Below are 24,394 nucleotides of genomic sequence, written 5' to 3' on the forward strand. Positions count from 1 at the left end.
ACAATTTACTACATTTGCGACCATGGCGAAAAATGAAGAAAAGGGATTAGTAACTGCAAATGAAGTAGCAAGTGCTGTCAATTTAGATAAGTTTGGTTTTCTAGGCACATTTGTGGGCTGGAGCTTAATGAAGTTCTTAAAGATTTCTACAATTAATAAATTTTATCTTGAAAATAAGCATCTAGAAAACACTGTGTTTTTAGATCGTATATTAGAAGAGTTTGATATTAAATTCGAAATTCCTGAAGAAGATTTAAAACGTTTACCAAAAACAGGTGCTTTTATTACGGTTTCTAACCACCCTTTGGGAGGAATCGATGGTATTCTATTACTTAAATTGTTGTTGGAGCAACGAGATGACTTTAAAATAATGGCTAATTTTTTGCTAAATCGCATTGAGCCTTTAAAGCCTTTTATTATGCCTGTAAATCCTTTTGAGAATAGAAAAGATATAAAATCTAGTGTTATCGGATTTAAAAAGGCCTTGTTGCATTTAAGAGAAGGACATCCTTTAGGCATGTTTCCTGCTGGTGAAGTATCTACCTACAGGGAAGGTAAATTGGTTGTAGATAAACCATGGGAGGCTACGGCTTTAAAATTGGTAAAACGAGCGGAGGTTCCTGTAGTTCCAATATATTTCCATGCGAAAAACAGTAAATTGTTTTACGAAATTTCGAAACTTAGCGATACATTAAGAACAGCTAAGCTGCCGTCTGAAGTTTTAACACAAAAAAGACGTATTATTAAAGTGCGTATTGGTAAGCCTATACCAGTTGCAGATCAGAAAGAGCATGCTACGTTACCAGAGTATTCCGAATTTTTAAGACGGAAAACATATATGTTAGCGAATGCTTTCGAAGAAAAATCTAAAATATTAAGCAGCTTAGCGTCAACCTTAAATTTGAAATCTACCAAAGCACCAAAACGAATAGTAAAGCCTGGAGATGCTATTTTGGTCGAAGAAGAAGTCGAAAACTTGCGCGCTTTAGATTGTAGACTATTACAAAGTAAAAACTATGAAGTTTTTTTGGCACCATCAAGTGATATGCCTAATATTCTTCGTGAAATTGGTCGTTTAAGAGAAATTACATTTCGTGAGATTGGTGAAGGTACTAATGAATCTATAGATTTAGATAAGTTTGATAGTTATTACCATCATATGTTCCTCTGGGACGACGATCAAAAAGTCATTGCGGGTGCTTACCGAATGGGCTTAGGCTCAGAGATATTCAAAAAGTATGGTATTGATGGATTTTATCTTCAAGATTTATTCCGTTTTGAGCCCGAATTACATAAAATGATGAGCGAATCCATAGAAATGGGACGTGCTTTTATCATTAAAGAATTTCAGCAAAAACCCATGCCTTTGTTTCTGCTTTGGCGTGGTATTGTACATACTACGTTGCGTTACCCAGAACATAAATATTTAATTGGAGGCGTAAGTATAAGTAATCAGTTTTCTAATTTTTCAAAATCGTTGATGATTGAGTTTATGAAATCTCATTATTACGATCCGTATGTGGCACAATATGTACATCCTAAAAAAGAATTTAAAGTGAAGCTGAAGGATGCAGATAAAGATTTTGTTTTCGATGCTACAGAAGCAGATTTAAACAAGTTCGATAAGATTATTGATGAGGTAGAACCTGGAAATTTAAGATTGCCTGTATTACTTAAAAAGTATATAAAACAAAATGCAAGATTAGTTGCGTTTAATGTAGATCCTTTATTTAATAATGCGGTAGATGGCTTAATGTATATTAAAATTGAAGATTTGCCAGAAAGTACAGTGCGTCCTGTTATGGAAGAATTTCAAGAAGAATTGGAACGTAAATTTTCTGGTAACGGAGAGCAACCTTCAACACCAACACCTTAATTTTGATTTAAAAAGATAAGATTTCAATACATTTTCAAGTTAATAATAATGTAAAAGACTGTCTGTAATGATGGTCTTTTTTATTGCGTTAATAATCGAACCAAAAACGTCCTTGTAACTGTGTTTTTTTTACTTTTTTTGTGTGATTTTAATTCATAAATAAAGCGGAGTAAAACTTGAATTTTAAACGGCTTATCCTCAATTTTGTACCAAACATATAAACTTATATTAAAGTCTCACTAGAAGTGTAATAAACGCCTCATTTTTGTGGCATCATTCTATGATAAAAGTAATTAGTAAATAAAATTAACATGAAAAAAACGCTTAAAATAGTAGGTATTGTAATAGGATTACTTATCGTTTTCTTAATTGCTGCGCCTTTTTTATTTGAAGGAAAAATACTTGATATTGTAAAAAGTACAGTCAATAAAAATATAGATGCAGAATTTGATTTTGCAGATGCAGATATTAGTTTTATCAAGAACTTTCCAGAAGTTACGGTTTCTATAAACGATATGAGTATTTTAAATACCGGAACATTTGCTGGTCAAACTTTAGTTGCTGCAAAAAGCGCAAATATTAGTGTGCCGTTTATGCAAATTTTTAATGGAGAAGGCGAGTCGTATACTGTAAATTCATTCAGTATAGATAGTGCGGTTATTAACATTCTTATAGATGCAGATGGTAATGTAAATTACGATATTGCTAAAAAGGAAGAGGAAGCAGTTCCAGTAACAACTTCAGATGTGCAAACGAGTACGGTGTCTTTATCTGTGCAAAATTACGAGATCACAAATTCTCAAATTAAATATTATGATGAGCAAGGGAAAATGTATTTCGAATTAAACGATTTTAATCATTCTGGAACAGGCGATCTTTCTGCAGTAAAATCTGAACTTGATACAAAAACTAGTGGGCTCATGTCTTTCGATATGGATGGTACTAATTATTTTAAAGAAACACCTATACGGTTAGATGCTAAATTGGGTATCGATTTAGATCAGAACATATATACGTTTTTAGAAAATAAGGCCATAATTAATCAATTGGAGTTGGTTTTCGACGGATCTGTGAAACTTAACGATGCTAGTCAGGATGTAGATATTACCTTTAAAACACCATCTTCAGATTTTAAAAACTTCTTAGCTTTAATTCCTGCAGCATACTCTAAAGAGATAGAAAATGTGCAAACAACAGGAGATTTTGTCGTGCAAGGAACTTTAAATGGGACTGTAGACGATACACATATTCCTGCATTTAATATTGCAATTACATCTAATAATGCATCATTTAAATATCCGGATTTACCACAATCGGTTTCTAATATTACAATAGACACTAAGATCGCTAACAATACAGGATTGTTAGAAAATACTTATTTAAATATAAATGCGTTAACATTTAAAATAGCGCAAGATGTATTTAGTGCAAATGCGACTATTAAAAATATAATGGGAAATCCATTGGTCAAAGCAAATTTAAAAGGACGTATTAATTTGGGGAATCTATCGCAAGCGTATCCGTTTTCTGTAGAACAACAATTAAAAGGGGTATTAGATGCTAATATAACTACGGCATTCGATATGAAAGCCATAGAAGATGGTCGATATCAGGATACAAAAAATAGCGGATCGCTAGGATTAACTGGTTTTGAATTTAATTCTGAAGACATGAAGAATCCAATTCAAATTTCTAAAGCAGGTTTGATATTTAATACTCAAAACGTTACTTTAAATGCTTTTGAAGCTAAAACAGGACGTACAGATCTTTCTGCAAAAGGATCTATAGATAATTTATTAGGTTATATGTTTAACGACCAAAAACTAAAAGGAAATTTCACACTTAATTCCAATACGTTTGCTGTAAACGATTTTATGACCGAAAGTGAAATCCCTGAATCTACAACAAATAATGAAACTTTAAATACAGATAAATCTGCAACAGAAGTCACTGTGAGTTCTGAAGAAATAAAAATTCCAGCATTTTTAGATGCTACAATTACAGCAAAAGCAAATACGGTGCTTTACGATAATTTAACGCTAAAAGAAGCGTCAGGAACTTTACTTGTAAAGGATGAGACTGTTACTTTAAAAGATTTTAGTTCTAATTTATTTGGAGGTAAAATAGCATTAAATGGAGCGGTTTCAACTAAAGGACAAACACCAACTTTTGATATGAAATTAGGTATGCAAAGTTTTGATATGGCGCAGTCTTTTAAAGGTTTGGATATGTTGAAAGCTTTAGCACCAATTGCTCAGGCTTTTAAAGGGCTTTTAAATTCTAATTTTGAAATAAAAGGAGATTTAAGTAACAATTTTACGCCTAATTTAAATACCCTTTCTGGAAATGCTTTAGCGGAATTACTTGTTAGTGATGTCGATTCTAAAGATAGCAAAGTGTTAAGTGCGTTGGTAGATCGTTTAAAATTTTTAAATTTTGAAGAAGGTGAAACAAAAAAAATAAATACAACCTTAACGTTTAACGATGGACAAGTAAATGTAAAACCTTTTAACCTTAAATTTAAGGATATCGATGTTCAGGTTGCTGGAAGTCATGGTTTTAATCAGACTTTAAATTATAACGCAACTTTTGATGTTCCTGCAAAATACCTCGGTAATGATGTAAAGAATCTATTAACAAAACTAAACGATCCTGATGCTGAAAATATTACCGTGCCTGTAACAGCTGTAATAGGTGGTAATGTTACCAACCCATCTATAACTACAGATTTAAGTGCTACAGCTACAGCGTTAACAACTAAGCTTGTTGATATGCAAAAAGATAAGCTAATAAATGAAGGGAGTAATAAAGTAAAAGATGCTTTAAGTAGTTTCTTAGGCGAAAGCACTTCTAAAGACTCTACAAATGTAACTACAGAGGCTACAAAAACGAAAGATTCTGTGCAAACGGATAACATTAAAAAAGCAGCCGATAATTTATTAAATGGCTTGTTCGGAAAGAAAAAAGATACAACTAAAACAGGAAATTAAATTTTTAATGTATTTTCTGTTTAAATAAAAAAAGCTGAAGGTTTTATCTTCAGCTTTTTTGTGCTTATATTTTTGCTTTCTTAATGTTTGTGATTAAACTAGCTGTTATGCAAATTGTTTTTGAATTTTATCGACAATTGTTTGTGCCAGTTTTTCTTTACTTTCTATGGTCCAACCCGCAACATGTGGTGTAAGTAATACGTTTTCGGCTTCAATTAAATATTTAAAAGCTTCAGGCATATTATCTTCAGTGAAAAGATTTTCGAAAGATGCTTTTTCGTATTCCAAAACGTCTAGTCCAGCTCCTAAAATCTGTTTAGCCTTTAAAGCTGTAACTAAATCGGTAGTTACAACACTTTTACCTCTAGCTGTGTTAAGAAGCCAAAATGGTTTTTTGAAGCTGTTTATAAATGCTGCGTTTATCATGTTTAACGTGAGTGGTGTTTGTGGCGTATGTATACTAAGCACATCAACTTCGTTCTGAAACGTTTGTAAGTCTACTTGTTTGGCATTTTCGTTTCCAACACCGTCTTTAATATCGTAACATAACACTTTAACATCGAAGCCACGAAGTTTTTTAGAGAATGCATTTCCCATGTTTCCGTACCCGATAATTCCTACTGTTTTTCCATCTAATTCTAAACCACGATTATCTTCGCGTAGCCATTTTCCTTCTCGAACTTCATGGTCGGCTTTATTTAGTTTATTAAATAGAGACAGGAGCATACCTAGCGTGTGTTCGCCCACAGCATTTCTGTTACCTTCTGGGGCAGAAATAAGTCGAATATTTTTAGACTCAGCATAATCACAGTCTATATTTTCTAAACCTGCACCTACACGACCAATAAATTTTAAGTTGGTTGCAGCATCTAAAAATTGTTTGTCTATTGTGAATCTGCTTCTAATAATAATACCGTCGTATTGACTTATTTTGGCTTCAATTTCAGATTTAGTTGATGTGAAATCGTCATGGTTTTCGAACCCTAAATCGGTTAATTGATGTTTTAAAAGAGGATGATTACTATCCAGGTGAAGAATGGTCATAATACTGAAAATTAGAGTTCAAATTTACAAACTTTTGCGTTACCGATTGAGCGATTTGTTTAAGCTCTTTTTAGTTTTTTTGTCTAAAAAAGCGAGTCGTGAAAGCCTGACCCTTGGGTAGCTCCCAAATTAAAAACCTAACATTGCTTTTGCTATTAAGAAGTAAATTAAGATACCAAAAACATCGTTACTTGTGGTTATAAAAGGACCTGTAGCTACAGCGGGATCTATACCGCGTTTGTCTAAAAGAATCGGAATAAATGTACCAATTATTGCAGCCATAACAATTACAGCAATAAGTGCTAAACCAATTGTGATGGAAACTTTATATGGCGTACCAAAAGCAAAGTGTGTAACGCATAATGCTATTAAAGCAATAGCGAGACCGTTTACTAGTCCAAGCGTAAATTCTTTAAATAGCTGTCTTAAAAGATTACTATCCATAGTGTTATTTGCTAACCCTTGAACTACAATTGCAGAAGACTGTACACCTACATTTCCTGCGGTTGCTTGAATAAGTGGGACAAAGCTTAGTAAAATAATATATTCGCCCATAGCGCCGCTAAAATTATTTATAATACTAGCTGCACCAAGACCGCCAAACATACCAATTAATAACCATGGAAGGCGTGCTTTTGTAAGTTTCCAGATGCTATCATCTGCTTCTACATCTCTGGTAATACCTGCGGCAAGTTGGTAATCTTTTTCGGCTTCTTCTCGAATAACATCTACAATATCATCAATGGTAATGCGACCTAAAAGAATTTGATTTTTATCGACTACAGGAATGGCTTCCAAGTCGTATTTCTGCATAATATTAGCGACTTCTTCCACATTTTCATTTACATAAACATAGTCTACTTTTGGAATATATACATTTGAAATATGCGTTCTTGGCGAGGCAATTAGCAGGTCTTTTAGCGATAAACGACCTATAAGTTTGTCGTTATCGTCTACTACATAAATAGAATGCACACGCGTTACTTCTTCTGCTTGTAATCGCATTTCTTTTACACATTGAGTAATGGTCCAGTTTTCGTTTACTTTTACAAGTTCTTTAGCCATTAATCCACCGGCAACGTTATCATCATAACGTAATAAATCTTTAATATCCTGAGCGTGCTCTTGATCTTCAATATGATTTATAACATGTTGTTGGCGCTCTTCTGGTAATTCCGAAATCATATCTGCCGCATCATCGGTATCGAGCTCTTCGATTTCCTCGGCAATTTCTTTAGCAGAAAGTGTAGCTAGAATTTTTTCACGAGTATCCTCGTCTAATTCCATTAAAACTTCTGCAGTCTTAACGCTATCTAAAAGTTTAATAACATAGGTGGCATGATCTATGTCTATTTCTTCTAAAATTTCGGCAATATCGGCATGGTGAATATCATCTAATACATCTAAAATCCTTATATTGTCCTTAGATTCAATTAGTTGTTCTACCTGTTCAATAAGTTCGTCGCTTATTTTAAACTGAATATTGTCGTCGTTTTCCTCCACTATTCTTGTGATTTAAGGTCGTTTTCTATGCGCTCTGTGAGCGAAATAAATTGTGCTACTGATAGTTGCTCTGGACGCTGCCCAAAGATACTATCTTCTCTTAAATTATCTGAGAGATTGAATGTTTTTAAACTGTTACGAAGCGTTTTTCTTCGTTGTTGAAATGAAGCTTTTACAACTTTGAAAAGCATGGCTTCATTACAGGATAATGTAAAATTTTCCTTTCGTGTTAATCGCAATACTCCAGAATCTACTTTTGGTGGCGGATTAAACACGTGTGGTGGTACGGTAAATAAATATTCTGCGTCGTAAAAAGCTTGTGTTAGTACCGATAAAATACCATAAGCTTTACTGCCTTCTTTTTCGCAAATACGTTGTGCAACTTCTTTTTGAAACATACCCGAAAATTCAGGAATTTGATCCCGCATTTCTAAGGTTTTAAATAAAATTTGTGTCGAAATATTATATGGGTAATTTCCAATAATTGCAAAAGATTCTCCTTTAAATACTTCGTTAATATCGTATTTTAAAAAATCTTTTTCGATAACACGATCGGCTAAATTTAAATAGTTTGCCTTTAGGTAATCTACAGATTCAGAATCGATTTCTACAACATAGGTTTTTGTAGGCTTGTCAAGCAAATATTTAGTTAAAACACCCATGCCTGGACCAATTTCTAGAACATTTTTATAGCCTTGAAAAGATAGTGTATTTGCAATTTTTTCAGCAATAGATTCGTCGTTAAGAAAATGTTGTCCTAAGTGTTTTTTTGCTTTTACCGTCATATAAATTATTGTTTTGTTACGCTGTATTCGTCTATTATTTCTAACTCTGTTCTAAAAGCCAACACGTTTTCTCCAAACTTTTTAAAGGCTTCTGTGCGTAATAATTCTGCAAATTCAGAGTAATAGGTATCTAACGCTTCTCGTGTTTTTGCACGGTATTGTACAGAATAGGTTTTGCCTCCCATGTCTTCTTCAACAAGAACGCGTGTTAGTTTCGCTTGATAAAATGTGCCAACAGAAAGTACTTGTGGAATATGCTCTTCTTTCATCCAAACAATCCAGGTGTCGTGTACTGCATCGCTAACATTAGAGGTAACATTATAGATATACATGTAATTTAATTTTTTTGCAAATAACAACAACTCGTTGTCATGAACAAAATGAATTTCTGTTTTTTGGTAAGTTAGGTCTAATTTTCTATGAAATTTAACGCAATTGCAATTAGTTGTGGATGAAATTGACAAACAAGAACGAATTCCAGTATTAAGTGAATTAAAGCTGATTTTTAATTAATTTAGCCGTAATTCTTGTAAAGCTGAATATTTACAGAAATGTGAATTATTTAGCAAGAATAGCAGAATATAATAACTAAAAAGTAAATCTATGTTAAGAGGAATTTCTCCTTTAATTAGTCCAGAATTATTAAAAGTACTTGCCGAAATGGGACATGGCGAAGAAATTGTCTTTGCCGATGCACATTTTCCTGCGTATACCTATAATACTAAAGTTTTAAGGTTAGATGGTGTTAAGATTCCGGATTTATTAACTGGAGTTTTACCACTTTTTATGTTAGACAGTTACGATCCGTCGCCTTTGATGATGATGGCTGCTGTACCAGGAGACACACTAGATGAGGATGTGCAAAATAATTACTTAAAAAGTATACAGGGAGTTTATCCAGATGCTTCCGAAATTAAATATATTGAACGTTTTGCATTTTATGAGCGTACAACCAAAGCGTATGCAGTTGTAGTAACTGGAGAAACAGCTAAATATGGTAATGTTATTCTGAAAAAGGGGGTGACGCCTATCCTCTAAAAATTAGGTTATGTGTTAAATGTTTTAGATAATAATAACAATTCCTTCCCGTCTGAAAAAGGTGTTACTTTTTTTTGATAGGTTAAACCTAGTTTTTCGAGTAATTTAATTGAATTAGAATTCTCAGGAGAGACAATTGCTATTATTTCCTTTAAATTGAATTTTGTTTTGGCTAGCTTTATAATTTCTACAGCCGATTCATACCCAAAACCTTTGCGCTCGTATGCTGGTAAAAATGCAAATCCAATATCTACACCATCAAGCTCCGGGCGTTTTATTAATCCGCAAACACCAATAGGTATTAGGTTTTCAGATTTTAAAAGTAATTTGTAAAAACCAAAACCATTTTCGCGATAACTTTTAAGATGCGGATTTCTAATAGCGTTTTCGGCATCATCCAACGTTTTAATATTACGATCTCCAATATGTTCTAACCAATGTGGTGTGTTCATGAGTTCTAGAATAAACGGTGCGTCCGACATGTTTAGTTCTTCAAGAACTAACCTCTCTGTAGAAGATATGTGCATAAGTTATTGGTTTAGGGAGTCGCCACGTAACATTCTAAATTGCGTTCTAGCTTCTACAAAATAGATGCTGTCAGAAAAGTTGAATATAATGTGTTCGTATAATGGTTTTGCTTTTTCGGGTAGATTGAGTTTGTTTTTATATAATTCTGCCATTGAAAAATAGGCGTCGTCTATCAATAAACCGTCTTTATGATTTGCTATTAGCAGTTGATAGTTATTTTCGGCATTCCCGTATTCTTTTTGAGCTTCAAATAATTTAGCTTGCTTATATAGGGTTTGTTCTGCAATTGGTTCTGTGCTGTGATTTTTTAATATTGTATCTAATACAATAATTGCTTCTTTAGGTTTGTTTTGGTAAGCTAATAAATCTGCTTTTGCATATAGTTTTAAAGCTGTTTGGGTAGAATCTTCATACTTATTGTCAGAAATTAAAAGCTTTAAATCTAAGGCATCGTTTGCGATTAGTTGAGATGTAGATTGTTTTAGAATATTTAACTGCGATTCTGCCCATTTAAAATCACCTTTATAATAACTGGTTTTTGCAACTCTAAATCTCGCTTCTTGAGATATAACGCTGTTTTTTAAACTTCGCTGAATTTGAGTATAATAAATTAAGGCTTCATTAAACTTTTCTTGTAAAACCAAAATATCTGCAAGCTCTAGTTTTATTTCGGCTATTTCTTGCTTTTTTAATTTTAGATTTAAAGATTTTTTTAAAAAGAGTTCTGCTTCAGGTGTTTGGTGCAAGTAAAATGCTAAAAAGTGACTGTAAGCAATTTGGAGTTTTAACGTTTGAGTTTGTGTACCGTAGGTTTCAAACAGTTTTAAATAGTCTGATTGTATAGATTTATAATCTTTTTCTAAAGCTAAAAGGCTTTGAAACTGTAGTAAATTATAATGGGCATTTAGTTTCGTGTCTATGTCCTGGGACGTCTCGATAATGTAGTTGTAAACCTTTGTTGCCGTATTATAATCCTCTTGTGTAGTTGCTATGGATGCTAATTCTTCCATACGGTTTAAACTTTCTGGTAGTCTATTGTAAATGGCTTTCTCTTGAGCAAAAGATTTATTGAATTCTTTTTGCTGAATAAATAACCAACTCAATAACTCGTTCCAGATTAGATCTGGATTTTGCTGTATTTTTCTTAATAAAGCTTTTTTAAGAATGATGTTGTTTTCGTTGTAAGGATCTTCGGTTAAAAAGTCATTAAAAATGCGTTTTAGGTCATTTCTATACAACGGATTTTTTTCAATAAAATCTACATAACTCACAAACATCTTTTCAATATTACCTTGTTCTCCATAAATTTTAGATAATTGTATGGTAAAGTCTAAATCCTTGTCCAGAGATATTGCTTTTTCGTAAGCACGTATAGCTAAATCTAATAGTGAATAGTCTTGAAATTCTTTAGCTACAGAGTTAACATAACTAGTGTTTATATCGATGCTTTCTATGGCTTTTTCATAATTTTCGTTCGCCTTTACTAAGTTGTTTTGTAATTGAAAATTATAACCTAAATTTACTAAAAATGCTGGATATTTAATATCGGTTAATGCTTTGTTTAAAAGTGAATCAACTTCAGTATATTGTTCTAATTGTTGTAGTGTCTCTGTATAAGCCTTGATATAGATTATATTGTTTGGCCTGTTTTTTAGTAACTTTTGGTAGGTAATTTTTGCTTTTTCAAACTCACCATTTTTAAAATATTGTTTGGCCGTTTTGTCTTCTTGCGAAAACATACAAAAACTTAAAAGCATGCAACAAACAAATAAAAATCTCATAGTAAATCTAAGTTGTTGTAAATATAGGAAAGTGCATATAACAAACGAAAAATAGGCGCATAAAAAATGCCTGATAAATCAGGCATTTACACCAACCAAAATAAGAGTGCTATTAATCTACTGTCAATTCAAGTATGATTCAATTACTTTGTTGGATTCTTTTATATGTTTAATTAGGAGTTTTGAGTCGTATTTTTAAGCGATTCTCGAACTCATAATTTTAAATGTCGATTTTACTATTCGCAATTTTAATTAACTTAACTCTAAAAATAACCTGTTTTAGGTCGATCTTACATGTGTGTAAGTTTATTTGCTTTTACGAACTTCCAAAGAAATAATTAAAATTCAAAATTAAACTAGATAAATTCGTTGAACAACGCTCTTAGTTTGTATTTAATCGAATTTTATGTGGTTTTCCCTTTTCTTCGTGTAGGAAAAATAATGCATTTTCGAATTTAGTCAATTATTGAAAAACCGGTATAAGGGACTAAAGCGTCCGGAATAACAATTCCTTTTTCTGTTTGGTAATTTTCTAATATACCAGCTAAAACTCTTGGCAAAGCTAAAGAGCTTCCATTTAATGTGTGTGCCAATTCATTTTTACCTTCTTTATTTTTAAAACGTAATTTTAAACGATTGGCTTGAAATGTTTCAAAATTAGATACAGATGATATTTCTAACCAACGGTCTTGAGCAGTAGAAAATACTTCAAAATCGAATGTTAAAGCCGATGTAAATCCAAGATCGCCACCACATAATCTTAAAATTCTATAAGGTAATTTTAAGTCTTCAAGAATACTTTTAACATGATCTACCATGCCGTCTAATGCTTTGTAAGAATTCTCAGGATGCTCTACACGTAAAATCTCAACTTTATCGAATTGGTGTAGTCTATTTAACCCTCTAACGTGTGCTCCATAACTTCCAGCTTCACGTCTAAAACAAGGTGTATATCCTGTAATTCCTATAGGTAAATCGCTTTCGTTTAACACAACATCTCTAAAAATGTTTGTTCCAGGGACTTCTGCTGTAGGGATTAAATATAAATTATCTGCTGTTACATGGTACATTTGCCCTTCTTTATCTGGCAATTGCCCTGTTCCGTAACCAGAAGCTTCATTTACCATAAGTGGTAGCTGATATTCTGTGTAACCGGCAGCTGTATTTTTATCTAAAAAGTATGCAATTAATGCACGTTGTAATCGGGCACCTTTTCCTTTATAAACCGGAAACCCAGCACCTGTAATTTTGTTTCCTAATTCAAAATCTATAATGTCGTATTTTTTCGCTATTTCCCAATGTGGTACGGCTCCATCGTATAATGTAGGAATATCGCCAGCTCTAAAGATTTCTTCATTATCATCTTCAGTACTTCCTGCGGGAACACTATCGTTTGGTACGTTTGGAATTTTATAAAGTAACTGACTTAAGGCCTCAGATTTTTCGTTTAAAGTCTCGGTTAATTCTTTAGATAATTCCTTTAATTGTCCGCTTTTTTCTTTTAAAATATTTGCTTTCTGTGTTTCACCACTTTTATACAAATTCCCAATTTCTTTCGATAATGAGTTAGCTTCAGCTAATGTGTTATCAAGTTGTGCTTGCGTAGTTCTACGCGCTTCGTCAAGATTAATAACTTCAGAAATCATTTCTGTAGCATCAATATTTCGCTTAGCTAAATTTGCAATAATACGCTCTTTATTATCTCGTATAAAAGGGATTTGTAACATCTTATTTTTTTAATTTGGGCGTTTCTTGTTTATTGACAAGACCAGGCTTTTCGCTGTATCTTTTTTACTTTATTTAAAAATGTTCTTGGTCTTGTTAGTAAACTTTATTTTAGTCTAATACATGTAGGAGAACACCGTAGATGTAAAAAAGGATGCCGCTGCAATCCTTAACGCAGGGTGAAACTTAATTAACAACAAAAGTAATAAGATTTTAGGTTGAAAGAAATAAAATATAAACCTATTTTGAAGGTAAAATCCAATCGCTATGCTTCCAAGCAGACCATTCTATATTGGCTAAGTCTACATCTTGTTTAATTAACTCTTTTGCGGGTTTGCCGTTTACGCTAACACGCGCTTTAACATATACCGATATAGAATCGCCTTTTGCTGCATAAACCGCTTTTAAATGTTGCGAAAATTGCCATATTACATCAGGTTTACTAGATGCTAAACCTCTTTGTTTAGGCGATAAATAGTCTTTTAATCTTATTTTTTCTGTAGTATTTTGGGTGTGATTTTTTATAGTATAACTCGCATGTCCTCTTTTACTACGAAGCATCATACGCCAAGATAATCTATGGCCTTCCTCTGTCCAAAGTACATTGTCTTTTATAAAATGATGTCTAATTGGTAAAATTAATTGGATCACAAAATACACAGACATTATACCAACTATTGCATTTTTATGTTTAGGTATTATAATTTCGCCAGCATCGTAAAACGGTTTTTTGTTTTTGAAAAAGATGTTATAAATACGTTTAGGTTCAAAAAAGAATAAAGTAAAGGCCAACGATAAATACGGAAAAATACCAACTTGAAAAATAATAGAATTAAATAAATGGAAGAATATTGAGGCTATAAAAGCCATCTTTCGTGTGCGTTTTATAAGTAACAATGGGATAATTAAACCATCGAATAAAATACCACCGTAAGCTAAAAAATAATGCAGCCATTTTTGTTGTAAAATCTCGCCAACCACCATATAACTTGCTTTAGCAGACATTAAGTTTGCAATAACTGTTGTGTTTAGCCAATCGGGGTATATTTTATTTATAGCTCCGTAGGTGTATACAATAAACATTTGTAAAATAAAGAGTATACTACACCATTGGGGCATAGAATTTCGCTCTATTTCTGGATGCGAATCTGCATCCATAGAAAAGTATTTATTTGCTGGTTGTAATGCCATTAATCCGCTTAAAAGCATCAATAAATAATAATGGTTGTTGTAAGATGCCTTTTGCATAAAATAAGAGCCTGCCCATAGCACCGTAAATAAAATGGTACTCCAGCGGTATTTGTAACCTACCATAATGCATAAGGCTAATAATCCCATAACAGCATAATAGTAATACATACCATTTCCAGGTAGTGGTTGTAGCCATTCTAAACCAATAAAGGAGAATGTAAAATCTGGATCGACTAAAGAACGTTTAATCCAGCCCGTAAAAATAGCACCTACAGTTTCTAAGAAACATAAAAAACCAAAAATAATTCTGAAAACAATTAAAGATGAATTGTCTACCTGCCTAAAAAGAAATTTATTTATCATTTAGCTTAGCTATAAAATGTAAAGATTTTTCTTCGTCTTGTTGTAATTGCGTTTTTAAAGCAGCTATAGAATCAAATTTTTGTTCATCTCTTAGACGGTGCAACATGTCAATTTTTAAAGATTTCCCGTACAAATTGGCATCAAAATTAAAGAAATGAATTTCTATATGTTGTAAAGAACTGTCTGAAACGGTTGGATTATTGCCAATATTCATCATTCCAAAAACAGTCTTATTTTCAATTTCAGATTTTACAACATACACACCATATTTCGGGATGAGTTTGTAAGTTTCTTCTATTTTTAAATTTGCAGTAGGGTATTGTAATTGTTTCCCTATTTGTTTCCCTGTAATTACAGTTCCGCTTAAGCAAAACGGATACCCTAAATAGGTGTTTGCTTTTTCAATATCTCCAGCATCAAGAGCTTTTCTTATTTTAGTGGAACTAACAGAAACTTGATTAACATCTTCAGCCGAAATTTCTTCAACTTCAAAATTATATAATTCACCAAATCTACGTAAATCGTCAATGTTAGCTGAACGATTTCTGCCAAAATGATGGTCGTAACCAATAATTACGCGTTTTGCTTTTAATTGATCTAATAGAATTTTTTTCACAAAATCTTCGGCCGTTAGTCTCGAGAACTCTTTAGTAAACTTTTGAACACATAAATAGTCCAATCCAGATTGTTCTAAAATATTACTGCGTTCTTCAATAGTGTTTATTAATTTGATATTGGCATCGTTTTGAAGTACCATTCTTGGATGTGGAAAAAAGGTAAGTACAACCGATTTAAGATGTGTTTCTTTGGCGGTATTAACCAATCGTTTTAATATTTTTTGATGACCTAAATGTACACCGTCAAAGGTGCCTATGGTTACAACTGTTGAAATCTTGGAGTCTAGATTGTTAAAATTTCTGACTTTTTCCATTTATTAAAAGAGTAATCGTTAATTAATTGTTAAAAAATCTTATTTTAGCCCATCTTAAAGTAAACGTTTATAAGCTAATACGTAATATTAAACAAAACTACGTCATGTTTTTGCAATGACCATGTTTTTTGTAATATTAAAATGTGGTATATATGCGTTATGGAAAGATTTAAATTTATGAAATACCTTTACACCAAAAAGCTTTTTTTGCTTTTGTTAGTGTCTCTTCATGCGAGTTTTCTTTTTGCTCAATCAACATCAAATTTTTGGAAAAAAACAACAACGTCACGAGTTATAAGAGACCCTCTAAGTAGAAAAACACATCCAGATACATATCAGGTTTATGAATTGGATTTAACTTCTTTTCAAGCAGCTTTAACTCAAGCCCCTTTAAGCGACAATTATAGGAATACTTCTGGACAGGTTATGGAATTTCCAATGTCTGACGGTACATTTCAAAAATTTGAAGTCACCGAATCTTCGATTATGGAACCTAAACTGGCAGAGAAATTTCCAGAAATAAAAACGTATAAGGCCATTGGGGTAGATGATGAAACGGCAACCATGCGTTTTAGTGTTACGCAAAACGGATTGCATGCTTTTTCTCTTTCGGGGAAACGAAGTTCCGAATTTATAGACCCCCAAACAGTGACAGGAGATACCTACATGGTTTATAATAGATCTTCTTTAGGTATAGATACTCAGGATTTTGAATGTTTAACCGAAGATGATATTAACTTAGAGTCTTTAAAAGCAGAAGAAGGTTCTGAAATTTCTAATACAAACGATAGTACATTAAGAACGTTTCGCTTGGCACTGTCTTGTAATGCTAAATATGGTGCTTTATTTGCTGGTGAAGGTACAGACCAGGAGAAGAAGGCTAATATTTTAGCACAAATGGTTGTTACTATTAATCGTGTAAATGAAATTTATGAACGCGATTTGGCAATTACATTAGTTTTTATTGATAGAAACGATGAGTTGATTTATTACGATACAGATAACGATCCTTGGGGAATAGAATTTAGTACGAAAACACAGCAAGTTATTTCTTCAACTTTAGGAGATGAATCTTTATACGATATCGGACATAATTTTAATACATCTAATGGAGGAAACTCAGGATGTATAGGTTGTGTGTGTGTAGATGCTGAAGCACCATATACTGGTGAGACATCTAAAGGACGAGGCTATACAGGCTCAGAAGATCCTACGGGAGATGCATTTGATATTGATTATGTTGCTCATGAAATGGGGCATCAATTCGGCGCATGGCACACGATGAATACGTGTTCCAGATCAGGAAATGGAATCTCAGAAGTCGAGCCTGCTTCAGGAAGTTCTATTATGGGGTATTCTGGAATTTGTGGGGTTAATAATGTTCAAGATAATTCTGATGCGCATTTTAATTTTGTTAATATTCGTGATATTTCTAAAAATATCCAGCCAGGAGGTGTTAGTACTTGTGCTCAAGAAACTGATTTAGAAAATACACCACCTGTAGCTAACGCAGGTCAAGACTATACAATTCCTGTGTCTACTCCTTTTGTGCTAAAAGGAGAAGGTAACGATGTTGATGGTATTTCGACATTAACATATAATTGGTCACAAAACGATCCAGAACGTGCTCCTGACGAAGGTGCTCCTCAATCTACTTGGACAGTTGGGCCTTTATACCGTTCTATACTACCAACACATTCTCCAAATAGATATATGCCTAGTTTGAGCGATGTTGTAAATGGAGATATTACTCCTAAATGGGAGGTTACTCCATCGGTAGCAAGAACTATGAATTTTGCATTAACCATTAGGGATAATGGAAGCGGATTTCCGTTAGGGATAGGCCAAGTAGATACCGATTTAATGACAGTAACAGTTGTAGATGGTACACCCTTTAAAGTGCTAAGTCCAAATGTATCAGAATCTTGGTATGTTGGGGTCTCTAGAAAGATTACATGGGAGGTCGGAGAGACAAATGTAGCTCCTATTAGTAGTAGTAAGGTGAATATTAAGCTGTCTTTAGATGGTGGATTAACTTATCCCGTTACTTTGGCTTCAAAAGTAGATAATGATGGTTCTGAAACGATATTTGTTCCTGATTATGAAAGTGAAACGTGTAGAATACTTATAGAAGCTGCAGATAATATTTTTTATGATATTTCTGATGCCAATTTTAGTATAAAAAATTCGGAACCTATTTTTGTTTTAGAACAAGAAGATGAAGTGTATGCTATTTGTAATAATGATGCAAGTTTAGAAATACCGTTTAGATATACTACGGTTTCAGATTTTAATGAATTAACAACGTTTAGCGCTTCAAATTTACCTGACGGAGTCACGGCTACATTCAACCCAACTTCAGCACAAAAAGATATAGATGTTATTTTAACATTGCAGAATTTTGACCAAGCAAGTATAACGTCGCATGATATAAATATTATAGGAACTTCGAATGCTTTAACAGAAACGGTTATAGCAACTGTAGAAATCGAATCGGCACAAATTGAAAGCCCTAATTTATTAAGTCCAATAAATGGAGCAACAGAAATTTCGGAATTTGATACGTTAACCTGGGCTGCTTCAGATTATGCTTTGGAGTATGAAGTAGATATATCTTCAACTTCAGATTTTTCTTCCGATGTGAGTACGTATATGGTAGAAGGAACTTCTTATAATGTTACTGGTTTAGAGGCTTTAGTTACTTATTATTGGCGAGTACGCGCAATAAATACATGTGGAATAAGTACGAACTCCGAAGTGTTTAGTTTTTCAACAAGTTTGTGTACGCGATGTACCTCTTACGGGATCGATTATATTGCTTCTCTAGAGACGTCTACTACACGTGTAATCTTTAATTCTATGGATAATGTTTCTGGAAAAACGGGATATAGTGATTTTACGTCTATAGAAAACAATGTTAAAAGAGGTGAGGTTTATCCTATTTCTGTATATGTTAATACCTCAGGAAGTTATACAACCAAAACCGTGGTTTGGATTGATTGGAATAATAATTGTGATTTTACTGATGCAGGCGAAATGTATGAATTGGGTGAAGCTACAAATGTTACAAATGGAATTACAGGAAACTCACCTTTAGACATAACCGTTCCGTTAGATGCGGTTGTTGGTGGTAAAACAATTATGCGTGTAAGTACTAAATATAGAATTGATCCAGAGTCTTGTGAAACAGAATTTGATGGGGAAGTCGAAGATTATAAATTGACGGTACTTTCTACTTTAGGCGTAGCAGAAGAGACATTCAATGATTTTAAAATTTGGCCAAACCCTAATACAGGTACTTTTACGGTGTCGTTAACAGCATCTTCAAATAATGATGTTTATTTTGTGTTGTATGATTTAAGAGGCCGAAAAATATTCGCTAAATCGTATGAAAGTAGTTATGCTTTTAGTCAGAGAATAAGTTTAAATAATGTTGCTTCAGGATTGTATTTATTAGAAGTTAGTAATGGGGAACAAAAAACGGTAAAGAAAATTGTAATAGAGTAAAATCTATTTTAAAGAATTATAAATAAAAAGGTCGTCTAAATTTATTTTTAGAGGACTTTTTTTGTCTTAATACAGATTAAAATATAGAGGGCTTTTAAGAGGTTTTAGATAGACTAAGGCATAAAAAAAAGGGTTTTGAATATTATTCAATCCCCTTTTTTTTTCTGATTAACAGCTAATTTTTTCTATTCTTTAATAAAACGTAGTGATACTGAGTTTGAACCATTGGTAAGTCTTATAAAGTACATGCCACTTTGTAATTGTGAAGCATTAATTTTTAAATCTGTTGTGGTATTGATTTGTTGTTGTTTAATTAACTGACCTAGCATATTGTAAATTTGGTATTGTGTAGGTAATGCGGTTAAATCACTAAATTTTATATTTAAAAAATCCTTAGTTGGGTTAGGGTAAAGTTTTATGCTATCTGCAAATACCTTATCACTAAGACTTAATGTTTTTGTAGAAATATGTATTCTATCTTCATTTGTAAATTCTCCTCCAGTGTAAAGTATTGTGCCGTCTTCTGTAGATAAGGTGAAATAACCATCTCCGTTACTACAGCAAATGCCGTTTCCGCCAGCATCGTAAATCACAAAAGTATAACACTCGTCGCTACTAACTTCGAATGACTCTGAAACTTCTAGGTTTCCAAAATATTTTCCACCACCTTCTTTAATAACTTCATCATTGCTGTTTAAAAACTCCCATGTTGTTTCCGATGCTTCTAAATCTGTTTTAATATTAAAATTAATTATGGTTGTTGAAGTAAAAATGGTGGTTAATTTTAGGTCTTCAGAAATTTCGTTATTACAAGTTCTAGCGTCTGTTTCTCCATTTGGACTACTAATACTGATGTTGTAAGTTGTATCTGTACTAGAAACAGTTATGCTAGGAAGTGTAACGGTTTCTGATGCTCCAGGAGCTATATTTCCAGTCCAATTATAATTTGAAATTTCACCATTTGAAATTTCAGAAGTAATTATTAGTGAGGTTAAAGAGATTGTACCGTAGTTTGTTAATTTTATAGTTGCTGCAACTTCAGATTCACATACAGGGATGTCTATTTCAACAAAAGAAATGCTTGGATCATTATCTACAGAATCAGGAGCTTCATCTTTATTAGAAGTCACAAGTTCCTTACGTCTTGGTGAATTTTCAAGAACCGCTAATACTCTTTCTTTTTGGCCTTGAGTAAAAATATTCATACATACATCATTGGTGTAATCCATATAGTTTTCTACCATATCGTACACAACTTCTGTTTCGTCTTTAGTAGTACATGTATCGATTATAGGGCAACCACTATTAGAATCTCCTGCTAAAGGAGTATCTGTAACATAATCGTCTACAGTACAATCACCATCACCCCAAATGTGTCTTAATCCAAAAAAATGACCAACTTCGTGAGTCATTGTTCTTCCTCTGTTATATGTCTTAATCAGGGTAAAAGAACCATCGTCGTAATCAATACTTCCAAAAGAATTATAACTACAAACAACACCATCGGTAGTCGCATTTCCTTCATCTTCGTCTAATCCTTTTAATTGAGAACTAGAAGGGAATTGGGCATATCCTAATAAATCTGTTCTAGTAAATGATACAGACCACATGTTCATGTATTGTGTAGGATCCCATATGGTGGCAGGTTTTACAATATCCTCTATATCGTCTGTACTCCAATTTTCTTGTCCCATATCCACACGATTAATACCGTTTGTAGGGCAGCCATCTGGTGTTTGTTGTGCTAAAACAAATTCTATTTCTAAATCTGCACCTACTGGATTATCGTTATAACCAAGTGTGCCTGCCATGCGTCTAAAATCTTCAGTTAATACTGTTAATTGAGATTGTACTTGAGTGTCTGTAATGTTTTCTTCTACACCATAATTGTCTCCGTTATGAATAACATGAACAACAACGGGTATGGTAATAATGGTGTTTTCTGTAGCGTTTATAGTTCTTTGTGTTTTAATTTTTTTAATTTCTGGAGTTATCCAGTTTTCGAACTGATTTTTGCTTAGGCGGTAAGGGTTGTTGTTACTTAATCGGTTTTCATTAGCAATAAATCCACAACGTTCACCATTTTCAGGAGTAAGAACTTTATCCGAACTTTGTGCTTGTACATTATAGGGAGATATAGTGCATAGCATAAATAATGTAAAAATAAAAGTTTTCATATCTCAGGTGCTTGATAATGGTGGTTGTAAATGTAATTAAATTTATTACTAATATTTATTTTCGTTTTTTCACTAGTTATTGGTTCGTTTTATTTGCCATTAAAAGTATTCATGGTATTGTTAACGCCAGAAGTGCCAAAAGATTTTATAAGCTCTACAGATTTATCCAAGCGTTCAGGGAGTTTGTCGTTCTCTTCAATAGTCCATTCTCCTAATACATAATCTATTTGTCTGCCTTTACTAAAAGCGTCACTTATTCCAAATCTAAAACGGTTATATTTTGTGGTTTGTAGTTTTGCTTGGATGTCTTTTAATCCGTTATGGCCACCGTCGCTACCTTTTCCTTTTAGGCGAATGCTTCCGAATTCTAAATTTAAATCGTCGGTAATTATTAATACGTTCTCTAACGGAATATTTTCTTTTGTCATCCAGTAAAGTACAGCTTTACCGCTTAAATTCATAAACGTGCTTGGTTTTAGTAGGATAAAGGTTCTTCCTTTAAATTTGTAAGTTGTTAAATCTCCTAACTTTTGAGTGTCAAAAGAGAGCGCTTCTTTTTGTGCTAAGTGGTCTAGTATTTTAAAACCTATATTGTGGCGGGTGTTTTTGTATTCATCACCAATATTTCCAAGTCCAACAATTAAAAATTTTTTCATAGCGTCTTGAGGATTTATGTCCGCTTGTGTAGGTTTAAAAAGGGTTTTAAATAAGCGGTACATAGTATGTTTTTGATTTTATTTTCGCTAAAATAAAAAAAGCATCCTGAAAATAGGATGCTTTTTAAAAATTTAGACTGTCTAAAGACTAAGCTTCAGTAGTAGCTTCTGGAGCTGCTGCTGTTCCTTCTTCTTCATCATCATCTACTTCAGCAACTGCTGTTCTAGAAGTTTTAATAGAACATACAACAGTGTTGTCTGTATGTAAAAAAGTGTATTTTTCGTTTGCTATTTCGCTAACATATATTTTATCACCAATTTTTAAAGGAGTAATATCTACTTCAATAAAATCAGGAAGGTTTTCTGGTAAAGCTTTAACACGTAATTTACGGTTGTTTCTACGTAAAATACCACCATTTTTAACACCTCTAGAGTTTCCTACAAAATGTACAGGAATATCTAGTGCAATTTCTTTATGGTCGAATAACTGATAGAAATCTACGTGTAAAATTCCGTCTGTTACTGGGTGAAATTGAATGTCTTGTAATACGGCTTTAAATGTTTCGCCACCTTCTAAATTAATCACAACAGTATGCGCACTAGGTGTGTATATTAATTTAGAGAATGATAATTCTGCTGCTGAGAAATGAACTGGCTTATCTCCTCCGTATAATACGCAAGGAACCTGACCAGCATTACGTAAGGCTTTTGTTGCTTTCTTGCCTACGCTTTCTCTTTGAGATCCGTCGATTGTAATTGATTTCATTTTTATTTATATTAAGTATTAAATTATATTTACATTACAAATTTAGAACTGATAGATTTATTGTAATGTACATTTTGCATCACTGCAGAAAATAAATCTGCACAAGTAAGAACTCTAATTTTATCACTTTTTTTAGTTAAAGGAATAGAGTCTGTTACTATTAATTCTTCTAATTTTGAGTTTTCTAGTTTTTGGTAGGCGTCTCCAGATAGAATGGGATGTGTACAAATTGCTCTTACGCTTAGTGCGCCACGTTCCATCATTAAATCTGCTGCTTTAGTTAATGTGCCTGCAGTATCTACCATATCATCAACTAAAACAACATTTTTACCCGTAACATCACCAATTAATTCCATGTAAGAAATAACATTGGCTTTTGCACGTTGCTTATAACATATAACAACATCGCTTTCTAAAGCTTTAGAGTAGGCATAAGCACGTTTTGAACCTCCCATGTCAGGAGATGCAATGGTTAAGTTGTCTAAGTTTAGGGATTTTAAATAAGGTAAAAAGATTGTGGAAGCAAAAAGGTGATCGACTGGTTTTTCGAAAAATCCTTGAATTTGATCAGCATGTAAGTCCATCGTGATAATACGAGTTGCACCAGCAGTTTCTAGCATTTTAGCAACTAATTTAGCTGCAATTGGTACTCTAGGTTTATCTTTTCGATCTTGTCTTGCCCAACCAAAATAAGGTAAAACCGCGGTAATGTGTCTTGCAGATGCACGCTTAGCAGCATCAATCATTAACAACATTTCCATTAAATTTTGTGGTCCAGGATGTGTAGAACCAATAATAAAAATACGAGTACCTCTAATAGACTCTTCGTAAGAAGGCTGGAATTCACCATCACTATACGTAGAGGTAATGACATTTCCTAAGTGAGTTCCGTAGGAAGCAGCGATTTTCTCTGCTAATTCCCTACTTTGATTACAGGTAAATATTTTAGCTTCAGTTAAAGGCATTTGTAACGTGTTGTTTATTAGTGTTAAACACTTCTGGGTGTTCTAATTTGGGTGCAAATTTAGGCTTTTATTTCAACTAGAAAAGAATTATATGCTGTATTTTTAGGAAGTTTCCATAAAAATGGATTATTTTTGCATCCTGCTAGAATGAAAATTCAATAAAAAGCTCAAGTGGCGGAATTGGTAGACGCGTTGGATTCAAAATCCAATTTCCTCGGAAGTGTGGGTTCGATTCCCACCTTGAGTACTTAAAAGTCTTGTTAATCTGTTGATTGATAAGACTTTTTTATTTTTAATATCTTCTTTTAATCAACATTTAGTTAACATCTTTAAAAATGCTTATAATTATTTAAAGTTGGAAATTTTATTTACAAACATTTAGGTAAACGGATGTTTTGGTTTTTCATAACTAAAATATAATTTTTAAGTTGAGGTAAATATTGGAATTATTAATTTTTACTAGGTTCCCTAACTATTTATAGTGAGTTATAATTAATAATGGGTTTATATCGTAAACTAGAATTGAGTAAGTATCTAAAATATTATAGTAATTAAAAAAAATAACAGG

At 32.9% G+C, this 24,394-nt stretch carries 17 protein-coding genes and 1 tRNA gene; 5 read left to right on the plus strand and 13 right to left on the minus strand.

Annotated features, from left to right (window positions below):
• The first annotated feature begins 22 nt into the window (after positions 1 to 22).
• Positions 23 to 1,876 (plus strand): lysophospholipid acyltransferase family protein, encoded by a 1,854-nt coding sequence (locus tag Q1B05_RS16525; RefSeq protein WP_299782166.1) that lies wholly within the window; start codon positions 23 to 25, stop codon positions 1,874 to 1,876.
• Positions 1,877 to 2,187: 311 nt separating this feature from the next.
• Positions 2,188 to 4,866, plus strand: coding sequence for an AsmA-like C-terminal region-containing protein (locus Q1B05_RS16530; RefSeq protein ID WP_299782168.1), 2,679 nt, complete (start codon positions 2,188 to 2,190; stop codon positions 4,864 to 4,866).
• Between the two features lie 105 nt (positions 4,867 to 4,971).
• Here the strand turns inward: Q1B05_RS16530 and Q1B05_RS16535 are convergent, their stop codons facing one another.
• From Q1B05_RS16535 to Q1B05_RS16550, 4 genes are all read right to left on the minus strand, one after another.
• Entirely contained in the window at positions 4,972 to 5,910 is a 939-nt protein-coding gene (locus tag Q1B05_RS16535) for a 2-hydroxyacid dehydrogenase (protein ID WP_299782170.1), read from the minus strand.
• 129 nt (positions 5,911 to 6,039) lie between these two features.
• Positions 6,040 to 7,413, minus strand: a complete 1,374-nt coding sequence (gene mgtE, locus Q1B05_RS16540; RefSeq protein WP_299782172.1) for a magnesium transporter — start codon at positions 7,411 to 7,413, stop codon at positions 6,040 to 6,042.
• Entirely contained in the window at positions 7,413 to 8,198 is a 786-nt protein-coding gene (rsmA, locus tag Q1B05_RS16545) for a 16S rRNA (adenine(1518)-N(6)/adenine(1519)-N(6))-dimethyltransferase RsmA (protein ID WP_299782174.1), read from the minus strand. Before rsmA ends, mgtE begins: the two co-directional genes overlap by 1 nt.
• Positions 8,199 to 8,203: 5 nt before the next feature.
• Positions 8,204 to 8,530 (minus strand): DUF4286 family protein, encoded by a 327-nt coding sequence (locus tag Q1B05_RS16550; protein WP_299782176.1) that lies wholly within the window; start codon positions 8,528 to 8,530, stop codon positions 8,204 to 8,206.
• 271 nt (positions 8,531 to 8,801) lie between these two features.
• On the opposite strand from Q1B05_RS16550, the gene fucU reads away from it, so the two are divergent.
• Positions 8,802 to 9,236, plus strand: coding sequence for an L-fucose mutarotase (gene fucU / locus Q1B05_RS16555; protein WP_299782178.1), 435 nt, complete (start codon positions 8,802 to 8,804; stop codon positions 9,234 to 9,236).
• Positions 9,237 to 9,244: 8 nt separating this feature from the next.
• Here the strand turns inward: fucU and Q1B05_RS16560 are convergent, their stop codons facing one another.
• The 5 genes from Q1B05_RS16560 to Q1B05_RS16580 all read right to left on the minus strand — a co-directional run bounded on the left by Q1B05_RS16560 (position 9,245) and on the right by Q1B05_RS16580 (position 15,755).
• Entirely contained in the window at positions 9,245 to 9,763 is a 519-nt protein-coding gene (locus Q1B05_RS16560) for a GNAT family N-acetyltransferase (protein WP_299782180.1), read from the minus strand.
• Between the two features lie 3 nt (positions 9,764 to 9,766).
• Complete coding sequence (locus Q1B05_RS16565; protein ID WP_299782182.1) at positions 9,767 to 11,503, minus strand: tetratricopeptide repeat protein; 1,737 nt, start codon at positions 11,501 to 11,503, stop codon at positions 9,767 to 9,769.
• 497 nt (positions 11,504 to 12,000) lie between these two features.
• The gene (gene serS / locus Q1B05_RS16570) at positions 12,001 to 13,272 is read right to left on the minus strand and encodes a serine--tRNA ligase (RefSeq protein WP_299782184.1); all 1,272 of its coding nucleotides are present in this window, start codon (positions 13,270 to 13,272) and stop codon (positions 12,001 to 12,003) included.
• 238 nt (positions 13,273 to 13,510) lie between these two features.
• Entirely contained in the window at positions 13,511 to 14,824 is a 1,314-nt protein-coding gene (locus Q1B05_RS16575) for an HTTM domain-containing protein (protein WP_299782186.1), read from the minus strand.
• The gene (locus Q1B05_RS16580) at positions 14,814 to 15,755 is read right to left on the minus strand and encodes a bifunctional riboflavin kinase/FAD synthetase (protein ID WP_299782188.1); all 942 of its coding nucleotides are present in this window, start codon (positions 15,753 to 15,755) and stop codon (positions 14,814 to 14,816) included. Before Q1B05_RS16580 ends, Q1B05_RS16575 begins: the two co-directional genes overlap by 11 nt.
• Before the next feature lie 177 nt (positions 15,756 to 15,932).
• Between Q1B05_RS16580 and Q1B05_RS16585 the strand changes: the two genes are divergently transcribed.
• Positions 15,933 to 19,262 (plus strand): reprolysin-like metallopeptidase, encoded by a 3,330-nt coding sequence (locus Q1B05_RS16585; RefSeq protein ID WP_299782190.1) that lies wholly within the window; start codon positions 15,933 to 15,935, stop codon positions 19,260 to 19,262.
• Between the two features lie 185 nt (positions 19,263 to 19,447).
• On the opposite strand, the gene Q1B05_RS16590 is transcribed toward Q1B05_RS16585, so the two are convergent.
• The 4 genes from Q1B05_RS16590 to Q1B05_RS16605 all read right to left on the minus strand — a co-directional run bounded on the left by Q1B05_RS16590 (position 19,448) and on the right by Q1B05_RS16605 (position 23,826).
• Entirely contained in the window at positions 19,448 to 21,439 is a 1,992-nt protein-coding gene (locus tag Q1B05_RS16590) for a T9SS type A sorting domain-containing protein (protein WP_299782192.1), read from the minus strand.
• 89 nt (positions 21,440 to 21,528) lie between these two features.
• Complete coding sequence (pth, locus tag Q1B05_RS16595) at positions 21,529 to 22,095, minus strand: aminoacyl-tRNA hydrolase (RefSeq protein WP_299782195.1); 567 nt, start codon at positions 22,093 to 22,095, stop codon at positions 21,529 to 21,531.
• A 148-nt stretch (positions 22,096 to 22,243) separates the two neighbouring features.
• Positions 22,244 to 22,861, minus strand: coding sequence for a 50S ribosomal protein L25/general stress protein Ctc (locus Q1B05_RS16600; protein WP_299782197.1), 618 nt, complete (start codon positions 22,859 to 22,861; stop codon positions 22,244 to 22,246).
• Between the two features lie 29 nt (positions 22,862 to 22,890).
• Positions 22,891 to 23,826, minus strand: coding sequence for a ribose-phosphate pyrophosphokinase (locus Q1B05_RS16605; protein ID WP_299782199.1), 936 nt, complete (start codon positions 23,824 to 23,826; stop codon positions 22,891 to 22,893).
• Positions 23,827 to 23,991: 165 nt separating this feature from the next.
• On the opposite strand from Q1B05_RS16605, the gene Q1B05_RS16610 reads away from it, so the two are divergent.
• Positions 23,992 to 24,073, plus strand: a tRNA-Leu gene (locus tag Q1B05_RS16610).
• Positions 24,074 to 24,394 lie beyond the last annotated feature (321 nt).

Source organism: uncultured Formosa sp. (assembly GCF_947500765.1).
Lineage (GTDB): Bacteria > Bacteroidota > Bacteroidia > Flavobacteriales > Flavobacteriaceae > Formosa.